Raw genomic sequence first — 13,569 nt, 5'->3', positions numbered from 1 at the left:
GCTGAGCTCCTTTGTTGCTAAGCCCTGATTTCATTATTTGGTTGCCACCACACTTCGGGCATTTAACTTCTTCATAACATTTCATAAATGCTATTATATCAAATAATTACAGCTTTAAGCCATCACCGTAATTTTGGGGTCAGAGTAAAATTCTTTATGGGGCAGATCCGCCAATTGTTATTGTTGTACCCGTTGTGGGTGCTGGATCATCACCGTCACTCCCTCCACCACTGCTTGCTATCGCACCGACGGCTAATACGCCGAGGCCTATCCATAACCACTTTTTACTTGATGATTTTTCAATCTCTATTTCTGGTTTTGTCTCTGCCTCTAATATTGAGGCGGTACTTTCTGTGGTTGGGGAGTCAACCGCAGTGTTGACGTTCACGATGAGGGGAGAGAAAGAGTAACCTCGCAATAGTGTGTTGCCTGCCAGATCGGTGGCCTGTAGGTAATATTCGATGCCGGGGCTCTGAACTGCGTCGATCGTGGTGTGATACTGGTCGGTCTGCTCTTCACGCTGTAGGGCGGTGCGCTCATAGTCTGAAGTGCCGATCGTTCGGTAAAAGAGTGTAACCGATTGCACTGCGACATTATCTGTCACTGTTGCGCTCAGTTCTAAAGCTTCATCTGCATTGATCGGTTTTGTTATGGGGGTGAAAACTATTTTGGGGGCGATCAGATCGCCGGAGGGCAAGGCAAGTTGTTCGGCGAAAACGACTGGTGAAAAAGCAAGTGATTGACACAGAAGCAGAATCAGTGAGGATCTGAAAATACGAAGAGATATCATTTTATTCCAGTGAGGTTGTTTATTGTTATTTCACCTCAAGAGGTAAGCAAGCGAGGTGACATCAGTAATTCTGATTATACCGTTCGATGATCAGACTTTGTCAACCTAAATTTGAAAGACCTTGGTTCGAGTGATTAGCAACCGTATGCTGCTCAGGTTCTTCGAGTCAGTCGTTTAATTCAGATTCGAAGATTCAGATTTTTGCGTCGACCAAGCACATAGGCCAGTATCGTATTGGTTGCGTGATCAACGCCATACCATAGCCGGCGTTGATTTGATTTCTTGATAGCATTTCATGCCTCGCATTATAGAATGCTTATCAGGTTTAACCCACTACTCGCTCCTGATTACTCAAGCTTTTTAGATATAGCAGAGTACAATAGATAGATAGGCAGCAAATATACTAAAACTGCCAATGTTGCAAAGATATTTGGCGAAGATGTTTCCACGGCCAATTTATCGCTTATAAAAAAAAATAAAAATATACAGCTTACTGCCGTGAATAAGAAATACGCACTATCAAAAACAAATGAAAGAGCTCTCTTAATTTGCATTGATCATTCCTTCAACCAATCGATTAAACTCCTCTTTGTTTTTACCACTCATTTTTATTGCATCAAGAATTGGTTTCATAGCATCTTCTACCAAGATAAAGGCCATATCCAGATTCTTTTCCTTTAAAGAATAATGTATTTTTGGGTGTGTTCGTTGTAGTTGTTTACTCGCGCCGGATGCCTTCTCTATAAGGCCTTGTAATAAAAGCGCGGAAACTGCAGCACCAATACCAAACTTTGTAATACGTTTTGCGGTAGATTTGAGTACAATTTCTTTGGCCAGTTTTCTAACAACTAATGTTGTCAGGGCTATTTGTGTTGCAACTCGGCCAGACATGTAACTTGTCCCAAGCCCCGCCTTTTTTGCAATGGCTTCTACCGTAGAGTCAGGTAAAAGATCATAAAAATCAGTTATAATAATTTTTACTATTTTGCTTATTGGTCCCGCTTCTGATGATCCAAAATCAAAACCCATTTTCAAGGTATACATAATCCTCTGGCGTTCTGCTCTATTTTGCTCCTTTACAATGGCACTACCCGCAATATCTTCATAGGTTCTTCTAGCGCCATATGCTAAATCTGCAGGAATTGATATAATCCCATCTATTACCGCTTTTCCTAGCTCCTTTATGTACATTTCTCCCCCTATTGTTATTTGATTTAAAGTAAAAACGCCCATTTTACACCATTGGTCATTCGACTTGGAGCGGCGCTGGAGTTAAGGGTGCATCATCAATGACTATCAAGCCAAAAGGGTCTACAACGCCACCATCGGTGACTGTCCAGCCAAAACCTTGAATGAGGATGTCTCTTGCATCTTGTGATGTGCTGGAGTACTGGCTGTTGCCGCCATCGAATGTGACATTACTTTGCAGGCTTCGTGAACTCCACCCTTTAAGTAGGGCATCGTAATTGGCTGGGGAGAGCGTTATTTCGTTAAATATTTCGCTCATGTCTGTCACCGCAGAGACATCCCAGTTGCTCAGATTTTGGTTGAAGGCGCTGGCACCATCAAACATACCCTCCATATTTGTCACCTTAGAGGCGTCCCAGTTGCTTAAACCCTGGTTGAAGGCGTTGGCTTCGCTAAACATTTTTCTCATATTTGTAACCGCAGAGACGTTCCAGTTGTTCAGGTTTTGATTGAAGGCGCTGGCAGCGGAGAACATGCCATTCATATTTGTAACCGCAGAGACGTTCCAGTTGTTCAGGTTTTGATTGAAGGCGCTGGCAGCGGAGAACATGCCATTCATATTTGTAACCGCAGAGACGTTCCAGCCCTCTAGGCTCTGATTGAAAGCGTTGGCATCGCGAAACATCAGGCTCATGTCTGTTACGCGTGAGAGATCAGGTGCATCAGGTGCTTTCACCGCCAGGTTTTTACATGAGCGAAACGCGCTGTTCATCGACTGCCACTTGATGTTTCCCCACTGCTCTATGGTGAGTAGTTTTTCAGCATCACTATCAGGGTCTTCTTCATCATAATTGCCAGAAACAATCCGCGGAAAATCACCATTGATCGACACCGTGTATGTTCCAGCGGCTGCATAGGTGTGGGTGATACTGCCTTTCACACCGGAATCGGTTTGACCATCGCCCCAGTAAATGGTGTAATTATAACCACCGCCTTCTGTCCCTATCCTGATCTGATTATCGTCACTCACTCCAGGGTTATCAGTCTTCCAGGTGGTAATAAATCCGTTGTTCACTACATCCACCGTGCGGTCGATGGTGGTATTATTGCCTGCGGCATCCTTCGCACTATAGGTGATTGTATAGCTGCCAACAGTATTGACATCGACACCGCCAGCGATGATGACCTCCACGCTGCCATCCACATCGTCGGTGGCGCTGGCGCTGGCCTCTGTATAGGTATCCGGTTGAGCGAGTGAAACGGAATCACTGCCGTTGAGCGTGATGACGGGCGGAGTGGTATCTAACACGGTGATGCCCGCCGAGGCTACGGCGCTGCCAGTGGTGCTTCCTGTTGCAGCAACGGGTGTGACTTCAAAGACAATAGTCTGACCACTGTCGGCCGCAACCAGAGTATAGCCTGTGCTGGTGGCTCCACTAATGGCCGCGCCGTTGCGTAACCAGCGGAAAGTGCTGGCACCTTCGGCATCCTTATCCACATCGGCAAAGGTGTAGCGACCCGTCAGGCGGTCACCGATCACAGTGCCCTGACCATTATCGTCGGTGGTGCTGACATCACGGGCTGTGGGCGCACTGTTTTTGATGTTTATGCTCTCTTTACAGGTGACTTTTACCGCAGAGACCGCCGCACCATTCACCTGTCCACTGCCCTCGGTCACCTGGCATGTCTGATCCGAACTGGTGGGTGAGGTGAGTATTGTGATCGCATAGGAGGCTTTATCAGCCAGCGCGACACTGAAGGTAAAGGTTCCATCGGCCTTGGTCACCAGATCATCGCCTCCGTTGTTTTGCAATACCAATTCAGTTCCAGCCAGTCCAGTGACGGTTCCCCCTACAAAATAGTTGGAGGCATTAATGTCAGTGCCCGCCGCCAGCTCATCCAGATTGCTGATGGAATCTCCATCTGAGTCGGTATAAGTAAGAGTGGTAGAGAAAAAGTCTGCGGGGTTCTCTTTGTTGGCTTCAACAACAACCTCAATTTCTGAAGTTCTGGTGACTTCAATAGTGCCCTTAGCAGGGTCATTGATTGAGTAAATCAGGGAGAGCATTGCTGTGCCTTCCGGGAAGTCGGTTATTTTGCCGGAAAAAGTGCCTGCTTCCGTATCAACAACGAGATCTTCAACCCGCCATGGGTTTTCGGTGTCGCCATTAATAATCACATCGACAATCAGGTTGGTGTCAGTCAGTTCAAGCGCGGTCATGGCTTTGGGAAAAGGGGCGCTGAGCTGGTCGCCAGAGATAACACCTTGTTGTGGGTCTGGGCTTTGACTACAAGCGGTCAGGATAAAACTAAAAAGCAGTAGACCCAAATATTGACACCATTGAGTACCGAGGTTTTTTTTTCGCTGGGTTCTCACTTGAGTGTGCATGCGCTATATTCCTGTTGTTTTTTTTATTGAAATTATGAGTTCGTAGAAGCTCCCGCCACGGAGCAAATAATAGCAGATCAGTGCTTTGTTGTGCGAGAGCTTGGTTTAGGTGTCAATTCGTTGTCGCCCTTATGATTAATAGCTGGAAGGTGGTAAGGGGTTATTTTTACGCTTTTTTAGAGCGATAAGTCAGGTATAATGCTTGAAAATATTGGTTAAATAATAGTGAGCATATCATAAAGTATATGCCTGAATAGGATCGGTTATGGTGTTTTTAGCGCGTATTGGTAGTGTAAAAAAGCGACTCTTTGCTCTATTTTTTCTTCTTTTTACTGTAGGTATTGCTTCTGCTGACCTTGTTGTTGGGCCGTTAAGCCAATCTCCCGCTAATCCAGTGGCTCCAGGTACGACAGTTGTGTATAGCTTTTCAGTTGGTTCAACCTTGCCAGCTCTGCCAGTCGTTCCAATAAGCTCGGCCGTTTCAGGTATTTCATTGCAATCAGATTTAATTGACGATGATAAGAAGCATGAAGATAGAAGGGGTAATACTTTTAATCTTTCTATCAATACAGGGTCTGCCCTCGATAAAAGGAGAATGTTTCTTGCACCGCCTGAGTGTACTCAACAGGCGCGTTCTATCAACGTTTTTAAATGCAAATTAGAGCCTGGCGAAAAGACACTTTATAAATTTTCTCATGCAATAGGAGAAAATGAAGAGGGGTTTTCAGCCAGCTTCAGAGTGAATTGTGATGATTTTGAAGGTGATTTAAAAAATATTTGTACTGTATCTGGTATGAATCCACAAAAAATTAATACTAAAGTGGGAGATGCACCAACCCCAGGAACAGTAGAGTTCAGCGCAGCCACTTACTCTGTTAAAGAAAGTGAGGGAGAAGCAATGATTACGGTTCGTCGTACTGGCGGCAGTGATGGTGAAGTCAGCATAAGTTATGCGACCAGTAGTGGTAGCGCGACGGCAGGCAGTGATTATACTGAGACATCAGGAATCCTGAGCTGGAAAGCGGGTGATAATGAGGATAAAAGTTTCACGATTCCTGTTGCTGATGACAAATTGGAAGAAGGTATCGAAACAGTTGCTTTAACTCTCAGTACATTAAATAAAAGTACAATATTGGGTAAGCTTTCCAAAGCGACCCTGAGTATTGAAGACAGCACCGTATTAACTCCTGGAAAATTAGAGTTCAGTAGTGCGACTTATTCAGTGAAAGAAGGTGATGGAACCGCCACTATTACAGTTGAACGTATTGAGGGCAGTGATGGCGAAGTCAGTGTGAGTTATGCGACGAGTGCTGGCACAGCGACAGCAGGCAGTGACTACACAGAAACATCAGGGACTCTGACCTGGCAAGATGGTGACTCGGTGGCCAAAAATTTTACAATTCTCGTGACCTCTGACAATTTAAAAGAGGATGCCGAAACGGTCTCTTTGGCGCTCAGCAAGCCAACAGGTGGTGAAGCATTGAACAAACGTTCTCAGGCGACCCTGAGCATTGTGGACAGCACTGTATTGACCCCGGGAGTACTGGAGTTTGATAGTGCAGACTATTCAGTGAAAGAGGTTGATGGCGAAGTTACCATTACAGTTCAACGTGTGGGCGGCAGTGACGGTGAAGTCAGAGTGGGTTATGCAACGAGTGGTGGCAGTGCGACAGCCGGCAGTGACTACATCGAAGCATCAGGAACTCTGACCTGGAGGAGTGGCGACTTGGCGGATAAAAACTTTGTGATTCAGGTGGCGACGGACGAAGAACTTGAAGGGACTGAGACTGTCTCTTTAATGCTCAAGGGTGAAGCGTTGGGTGAGCGTTCTCAGGTGACTCTTAATATTGAGAATAGCTCATTAGTGGAGGCTGCGGGAATGTTTAAATTCAGCGCAGCCACTTATACCGTTGAAGAAAATGCTAAGTCAATCACTATTACAGTTGAACGTGTTGGTGGGAGTGACGGGATTGTTTCTGTGCAATATGAGAGTCAGGATGGTGATGCGATGGCGGTTAGTGATTACCAAGCAGCATCAGGTCGTCTCACTTGGGCTGATGGTGATGCTGAAAATAAGAGCTTTACCATTAATGTGGTAACAGATTCGGTGGTAGAAGAAAATGAAAGTTTGCAGCTCTCCTTGAGTATGCCTGAAGGAGGCGCAGCGCTCGGTTCTCCCAGACTTGCAACATTGGATATCATTAACAGAGCAGGGACAAGAGAGGAAGTTTCGGGAGGCGCAAATAATATTGGTGTTTTAAAGTTCAAAAAAGAGACGTTCTGGGCGCTGGAAGAGAAAGGCAAAGCCATGGTAGCGGTCACTCGCAGTGGTGGAAGCCGTGGCGAAGTTTCGGTGACGGTTGAGATTGATGGCGGCACGGCTCTGGATAACAACGTTTTGACGTGGACTGATGGAGAGAGTGTGGATAAAACTCTGGAAATCTCAATTCAGCAGGGTGAAACTGAAAAGCCTGTCAAGCTTCTTCTTGTCAATGCGACTGGGGGCGTTAGGATAGATGATACTCGGGAGGTTACGTTACGAATTGTTGACAATGCTTCTGGCTTTTCCAAGGAGCAACCCAAGCTGGATGATAAACAGCAGGTGATTGCTGAGGTGCTTGATAAGTCATGTGCTTCATTAGATGACGGTGAAATTGTTGAATTGAAAGATCAGGATAAACTGGAGCTATGTGTGGCATTAACTGAGTCCGCTGACGACTTGCCAAGTTTACAAAATGCGCTCCAACAACTCTCCCCTGAAAAAGTGATCGCTCAGGCAAAGAGTTCTGTGGAAGCACTTAACGTTCAGAACAATAACATCAGCTCTCGTATTTCTGCACTACGCATGGGTGTGCGGGGCTTGAGTATTAATCAGTTGAGCTTGAGTGTTGATGGTCAGCAACTGTCGGGCGCACTTTTCAGCAGCTTGCTACCTTATGCTCAAGGAGGTGGCGCGAGTGCTGATGGGTTCAGTAAGTTTGGCTTTTTTTCCAACGGTACTATTGCGTTGGGAGACAGTGAAGGCAGTGCGAATCAATCGGGTTATGATTTTAGTACCAAAGGAGTGACCTTTGGTGTTGATTATCGCTATCGGAGTGATCTGGTGATGGGCGTTGCTGTGGGGGTGGCAGATACCCGAGCGGATATTGATGGAAATAGTGGCGAAATGAGGATCAATAACAATAGTCTATCGCTTTATGGTTCCTATTATCAGAACAGTCAGTTTTATTTGGATGGAATTGTTAATTTTGGCTGGAGCCGTCTGGATAGCATGAGAAAAATTGAGATCTCTACCATTAACCAGATCGCGGAGGGAGAGACCAATGGTAATGAATACTCTTTAGGGGTCAGTAGTGGTTATGATTTTGCTCATAAAGGCCTTTCTTTTGGCCCTTATGGCAGTTTTAATTATGTTGTAGCCAATATTGATGGCTATGACGAGCGTTCATCTGATGGTTCATCATCTGCGGTATTGTTAGCGATTGGTGAACAAAAGGTAACCTCAATGAGCAGCGCACTAGGTGCTCAGGCATCCTATGCGATAAGCACACAAAAAGGGGTGTTTATCCCTAAATTGAGTTTTGATTGGGAGCGTGAATACAAAGATGATAGCCGCCTTATTACCGCTCGATTTTTAAATGATACTTCGAATACGATCTTTTCAGTAAGCACGGATGAGCCAGATCGGAGTTACTTTAATATGAACATAGGTTTTTCAGCTGTACTTTCGCAAGGTCGCTCTGGTTTTGTTAATTACAGCCAGGTGATTGGGCGGGATAAAATTAAAACCTACTCTCTCTCTGGCGGGGTGAGGCTTGAGTTTTAAAGTCCCGTTTGTAAATCTCACGCCTTCAGGACTGAGAGGTGTGTAGTGGTCTTAGGTGTCGAGAGCTCCTTGTCCAATTTAAAATCCGCCTCCTGTGCGGAAGCCACCACCACCGCCGCGAGAGCTCCAACCACCAATTTTAGGTAGGCGAAAGCCGCCACCACTTGATCGGCCACGGCCACTGGGAAGATGCCAGGGGCTGCGGCGGCGTCCAGGAAGGCCTAAGCCTCCACTACCGAAGTCTGGCCATGCGCCTACATCCCGGTGGCGCTGAGAGCGTTCGAATACACGCCACAGTTCATTGCTGTTGACCAGACCATTGACAAACTGGCCAAGCATAGAGACGATCAGGTTTTCATTGCCAAAACCGGATCGGACATCATCAAAGCGGCGGTTTTTGAATTGTCGGCGAATACTCTCCAGTTGCTGTAGGCGATCCAGTTTGGCTTCATGTATCTTACGGTGATCTCTGAGTTCTTCCTTTAAATCATCATGTTGTTTACGTAGTTCAGCGATTTCACGAACGACCAGATTATCCTGGGGGCTGACCGTTTTATGCGCGGCATCATTGAGTTCGTAAATGCTCTTATTGTTCAGAGTCGCTGTCAATGTTTGCAGGCTTTGTTCCATGTAGGTGTCTTTGTCTTCCGCAAATTGGTTGCGCTGATTTAAAAGCTCATTGAGTCTGTTTTCCTGTTGCTCAATATCATCATCAATATTGTCAAGCGCTTGCAGAGATTTCGAATGATCTTCTTGCAGGGCAGGCAGGCCAGCTTGCTCTGTCTTTTCTGTCTCAATTTTAGCCAGCAATTCAAGCGCCTGATCCGAATCTTTGCGCGCTTGCTCGGCATGGGTGTTCAGACGTTTTGGAATTTCAAGCAAAGTCCAGTAATTGACTCGGTATTGGTCATAGTTGCACAGGTTTTCAACCCAGCGATCCAGGAACCGAACAAGTGGGTTGCCTTTGTATTCTGATGTTCCATATTTACGCTTCCACAGGTACATAAACAGGCGGTTATTTTCATAGGCTTTGCCTTTTTCTTGCCGATCTTGTTCGGCCATCTTAGCCTTTTCATCGGCTTTGTCAGCGATGCTGTCAAGCAATCGAGCATTCTGAAGTTGCTCTTGGTAGCGGCTATCCTCTTCCAGTTCAGCTTGAATTGTATTTTCAAGATTGATGATGGCGCGGGCTTTAGCATTCACTGTTTCCAGTGCGGTGCTGCGATCCTGCTCCCGTTGTTTTAAAGCTTTTGTATTGTGGGTAATGTCACTTTCCAGCTGGACGTAGGCCTGCTGGCGCTTTTCAATGAATGCGAGCGCGCGTTGGTCGGAGGCATTCAGGTCACCGATAAATGAGTTTTGTGAAATTTCATCCAGACGAACTTTAGCCAACTGTTTTAGTGACTGTGCTTGCGTGCGTAAATTGGCCTGCAGTGCCTCATTAGTGCTATTTAGGTCGCTGCTAATGCGATCAATGTCTTGGCGCACCGAACCCACGCCCTGATCAAGATGTTGTAAAGTTTGAAGACCGCTGATCATGTTATTTTATTCCTTTACCAGCTTGTGATGGCAGCGCCACTGGTCGATATGCTGTATTCAGGCTGAAGCATGCCACGACTTTTTTTGCCCACGTTACGGTTTTGGATGATACCATCATCCTGTTTGTCGGCAACGATACGTTGATAGGTTTCGGGCGCAACACGAATTCCCCATTTGCTGACTCTTTTGATCTGACCGCTCTCTTCGTTGGCAATGGGCAGTGTGAGTATATTGCCTTGATTATCGACGGCTTCTACAATCAAGTAATAGTTGCGGGCACGCTCATTAACATCGGGGATGCGCCATAAGCCTGAACGTTCACCAGGTCGTTGGACTATGCGTAGCGTATAGGCCGTTTTCAGCTGCCCTAGCATCAAGCTCAGGGCTTCAACAGCCTCTTGAGCTTCATCATAGTTTTCACTTTTCAGAGCTTGTTTACCACTTTTTTGTAACTGTCGAGCCTTTGTGATCACGCCTTGATCTTTTGCAACCGTGATCACTTCTTCATAATGCTGAGTCAGTTGACTCGGCAAGGCATTCTGGGCAATAACCCCCGGCCGGATGATGGCGAAATAATACAAAATTGGCAGAGCAATCAGAACAGCCAAACCGAGCATAACGGGCTTTAACCATTTGTCACGATTGACATAAATTGTTGCTAAACGGCTCATGAAGGAGGCTTCGGGCGGCGAATATTCGAAACGATCCTCTTCCATTGCCCGCACACCTTCGGCTAATACTTGATCACTAATATCCAGACCTTGGGCTTGATAGATTCCACGCAGTTTTTTAATCAGCCGCTCACGGCGGGTATCAGCATCCAGCTCGCGGTCAACTAGGAGTTGTTGGTGTCGGAGGGTATCGACAACATCCATGGCCGCCATCAGATCTTCCAGTGGTACTTTTTTTGTTATGCTCGCCATTAGCCTGAGACCGCCAAATTAGACTTTTTGTGGTAATGGTAGAGAGTCGCCACGACGAATAATGGCAGCCAGTCGTTGCTTGCCGTCTTCAACGGCATCACGAATTTCTTCTGCATTGTTTGTCGAAAGTTTACGCATTTCTGCAATAATTTCTGTACTGCGCTCCTGAAAATTAACGACGGACTCAACCAGTTTTTTTACAGCATCGGCACGTATCGTCGGGCCATACCCTGCTTTAATCGCCGCCTCTTGAACCTTGCCACCAATATCTGCCAGATCTTCCAGGCTTTTGGAAACACCTTCTTTCATGGCTTCCAGTGCCTGGGTGCTTTCATGCAAACCAAACAGACCCGTGAAAGAGGCTGACAGGGCGGTGAAGACGGTTTCATTAGTGCCGAAGAAGGTGATGGACTGTTTGTAAACTCGATCTTTTGCGTTGGTCGTTTGCATCAAACGCATCATAATCACTTCTGAAGTATTGTAGTTTACGGTCAGGTTGTCTGATAGATCTTTAGCGATTTGATAGCGGTCTTCAGCAAATTGCAGCTCACGCATGCGTTCGTCACGAGTCAGTTCCAGTTTAGCTCGGTCTACAAGAGCATCACCGGTAAAGTTGTCCACGGCTTCTGAAGCCTGTTTGAGTTCGTTCTGTGTCTTATTCCACAGCACTTCTGCCTTTTGTAAAATATCCAATGCATAGATTTCGGATTCCTTCATAGCACCACGAAAATCCTGATATGCATTGAGTATTATGCGTTCTCTCTCAATTTGGTCATTCGTATCGCTGGCGACTTCCAGATAGATTTTTTTGATTTTCTCAAAGCGGGAAGAGATATCACCGCGTGTGACTTTCATCCATACATTACTGATGCGTTCAAAAGTATCAATTTTACCGTCGTCAATCTGCTGAACCATGCTTTTGGCATCTTCACGAATACTATTGAATGCTGTAGTAATCTCTTCGTAACGTTCACCTATATTCATCAGCCCCAGTTGTTCTCGTACGACATCATTAAAAACAGACGCTTGGGATAAGGTTCGGGCGATGGCTAATGACTTTTCTTCATCAATATCGGAGATGCGTTCAAGCAGAGAAAGGATCGGCGCTTCTTCAACGGTCTCTGGCACCAAGCCGAGATCACGAAGTTGGTTCATGGCTTTATCAAGATACTTCAAAGGGGTACTGCTCATAATGGTGCTCCGTTTACGGGTTTGCCGAAATTGGGAAGAGTAAACACTCTTTCCCACAAGTTCATAGGTCGCTCCCTAATATAATTCAAATAGTAGGGGTAAGGCAATGCTGTTAGTTTATCCGAACTTTTCTGAGCTTAATTTGTGCTGAAAATTCCAGATGAGTATATCGTCGTATCGATACCATCAATTGAATTTGCACAAACAGTATCATCTAAACCCATATTTAACGGATTATTTGAATCGCGCCCCAAAACAGTGTTTGTATCAGTTAGACTATGCATCATCATAATAAAAACCTCGAAAACTAAATAGATAACCAATGCCTGAAATCGCAACTCAGCATCATCAAGAACGCCTGAAACTGCTTACTGAGACATTAGAGAGCGGTGCTTTGGCTAGCGTGCGCCAGATGCTTAGCAGTTTGCATCCGTCTGAGATCGCGCATTTACTCGAATCTTTGCCCGTTTATGAGCGTGAACTGGTCTGGGGTGCTGTCAGCAGTGAGCATGAAGGCGATGTACTGATTCATGTGAGTGATGATGTTCGCTCTGCCCTGATTGATGAAATGGATACCCAAAAACTTGTTGCCGCCACTGAGGGATTAGCGGCCGATGACTTGGCTGATATTTTACAGCAGCTTCCCGAAGCCGTGCTTCAGGAAGTATTGCAATCCATGGATGTTCAGGATCGTCATCGCCTTGAAACGGTCATGTCCTACCCGGAAGATACCGCGGGTGGTTTAATGAATACGGATGCCGTGACCGTGCGTGGCGATGTGACGTTAGAGGTTGTTATGCGCTATCTGCGTAAGCGTGGTGAACTTCCTGATACCACCGATAAACTCATTGTGGTTGATCGCAATGATTTCTATCTTGGTGTTTTATCGCTCAGTGATCTGCTCACTCATTCACCTGCAGAGCAAGTTGCAACGGTTATGAAGTCGGATGTGCAAGCACTGCTTGAGAGCACTTCGGTCTCTAAAGTCACTCATCTTTTTGAACATCGTGACCTGATTTCCGCCCCCGTAGTGAATGAATATGGGAAGTTGCTTGGGCGCATCACTATTGATGATGTGGTCGATGAAATTCGTGATTCCACAGAGCATTCAATGCTGGGTATGAGCGGCCTGGATGAAAATGAAGATATGTTCGCTCCTGTATTGGTCAGTGCACGCCACCGGGCAATCTGGCTGGGGCTTAATTTACTCACGGCCTTTCTCGCTTCATGGGTGATCGGATTGTTTGAAACCACCATTGAAAAAATAGTTGCGCTTGCCGTGTTGATGCCCATTGTCGCAAGTATGGGCGGCATTGCTGGCAGTCAAACTATGACACTCGTCATTCGTGGTATGGCGGTAGGCCAAGTTGGGTCAGCCAATGCGTCACGCGTATTTACCAAAGAACTCAGTGTGGGGTTTATTAATGGTGTGTTATGGGCCATTGTTGTAGCCATTATTACAGGGCTTTGGTTTAGCTATCAGATTGGTTTGATCATCGCCGCTGCCATTGTTGTCAACATGGTCATTGCAGCCGCTGCGGGGGTTATGATTCCACTCTTGTTGAAAAAGTTTGGAGCCGACCCTGCGCTCGGTGGCAGCGTCATGCTTACAACAGTCACCGATGTTGTTGGCTTCATGGCATTTTTGGGGTTAGCGACATTAGTCTTATTGTAAAATCGATTGCGGCCGATAGGTTAGAAACCTATTTACACAGGACGCTTC

Annotated in this window: 8 protein-coding genes; 2 read left to right on the top strand and 6 right to left on the bottom strand. The window is 46.0% G+C overall.

Annotation, left to right across the window (positions count from 1 at the left end):
* Positions 1-154 precede the first annotated feature (154 nt).
* The 3 genes from L3J70_05015 to L3J70_05005 all read right to left on the bottom strand — a co-directional run bounded on the left by L3J70_05015 (position 155) and on the right by L3J70_05005 (position 4,367).
* Positions 155-790, bottom strand: coding sequence for a hypothetical protein (locus L3J70_05015; GenBank protein MCF6235722.1), 636 nt, complete (start codon positions 788-790; stop codon positions 155-157).
* Between the two features lie 543 nt (positions 791-1,333).
* Positions 1,334-2,023 (bottom strand): hypothetical protein, encoded by a 690-nt coding sequence (locus tag L3J70_05010; protein ID MCF6235721.1) that lies wholly within the window; start codon positions 2,021-2,023, stop codon positions 1,334-1,336.
* A gap of 13 nt (positions 2,024-2,036) precedes the next feature.
* Positions 2,037-4,367, bottom strand: coding sequence for a BspA family leucine-rich repeat surface protein (locus L3J70_05005; GenBank protein MCF6235720.1), 2,331 nt, complete (start codon positions 4,365-4,367; stop codon positions 2,037-2,039).
* A 265-nt stretch (positions 4,368-4,632) separates the two neighbouring features.
* Here L3J70_05005 and L3J70_05000 point away from each other — a divergent pair, with 265 nt between their 5' ends.
* A complete protein-coding gene (locus L3J70_05000) occupies positions 4,633-8,193 on the top strand; it encodes an autotransporter domain-containing protein (protein ID MCF6235719.1) in 3,561 nt (1,186 codons plus the stop codon).
* 78 nt (positions 8,194-8,271) lie between these two features.
* On the opposite strand, the gene L3J70_04995 is transcribed toward L3J70_05000, so the two are convergent.
* The 3 genes from L3J70_04995 to L3J70_04985 are packed head-to-tail and all read right to left on the bottom strand — an operon-like array spanning position 8,272 to position 11,846.
* On the bottom strand, positions 8,272-9,732 hold the full coding sequence (locus tag L3J70_04995) for a hypothetical protein (protein MCF6235718.1): 1,461 nt from the start codon (positions 9,730-9,732) through the stop codon (positions 8,272-8,274).
* Between the two features lie 14 nt (positions 9,733-9,746).
* Complete coding sequence (locus L3J70_04990; protein ID MCF6235717.1) at positions 9,747-10,655, bottom strand: DUF6384 family protein; 909 nt, start codon at positions 10,653-10,655, stop codon at positions 9,747-9,749.
* 18 nt (positions 10,656-10,673) lie between these two features.
* Positions 10,674-11,846, bottom strand: coding sequence for a cell surface protein (locus L3J70_04985; GenBank protein MCF6235716.1), 1,173 nt, complete (start codon positions 11,844-11,846; stop codon positions 10,674-10,676).
* A 322-nt stretch (positions 11,847-12,168) separates the two neighbouring features.
* Between L3J70_04985 and mgtE the strand changes: the two genes are divergently transcribed.
* The gene (mgtE, locus tag L3J70_04980; protein ID MCF6235715.1) at positions 12,169-13,521 is read left to right on the top strand and encodes a magnesium transporter; all 1,353 of its coding nucleotides are present in this window, start codon (positions 12,169-12,171) and stop codon (positions 13,519-13,521) included.
* Positions 13,522-13,569 lie beyond the last annotated feature (48 nt).

Source organism: Gammaproteobacteria bacterium, assembly GCA_021648145.1.
GTDB lineage: Bacteria > Pseudomonadota > Gammaproteobacteria > JAADGQ01 > JAADGQ01 > S141-38.
The sequence above is the reverse complement of the archived record's forward strand: the minus strand, read 5'-3'. Positions and strand labels throughout refer to the sequence as shown.

Coding starts and splice junctions, on each gene's coding strand:
- L3J70_05015 (MCF6235722.1), bottom strand. CDS start 790: ATGATATCTCTTCGTATTTTCAGATCCTCACTGATTCTGCTTCTGTGT.
- L3J70_05010 (MCF6235721.1), bottom strand. CDS start 2,023: ATGGGCGTTTTTACTTTAAATCAAATAACAATAGGGGGAGAAATGTAC.
- L3J70_05005 (MCF6235720.1), bottom strand. CDS start 4,367: ATGCACACTCAAGTGAGAACCCAGCGAAAAAAAAACCTCGGTACTCAA.
- L3J70_05000 (MCF6235719.1), top strand. CDS start 4,633: ATGGTGTTTTTAGCGCGTATTGGTAGTGTAAAAAAGCGACTCTTTGCT.
- L3J70_04995 (MCF6235718.1), bottom strand. CDS start 9,732: ATGATCAGCGGTCTTCAAACTTTACAACATCTTGATCAGGGCGTGGGT.
- L3J70_04990 (MCF6235717.1), bottom strand. CDS start 10,655: ATGGCGAGCATAACAAAAAAAGTACCACTGGAAGATCTGATGGCGGCC.
- L3J70_04985 (MCF6235716.1), bottom strand. CDS start 11,846: ATGAGCAGTACCCCTTTGAAGTATCTTGATAAAGCCATGAACCAACTT.
- mgtE (MCF6235715.1), top strand. CDS start 12,169: ATGCCTGAAATCGCAACTCAGCATCATCAAGAACGCCTGAAACTGCTT.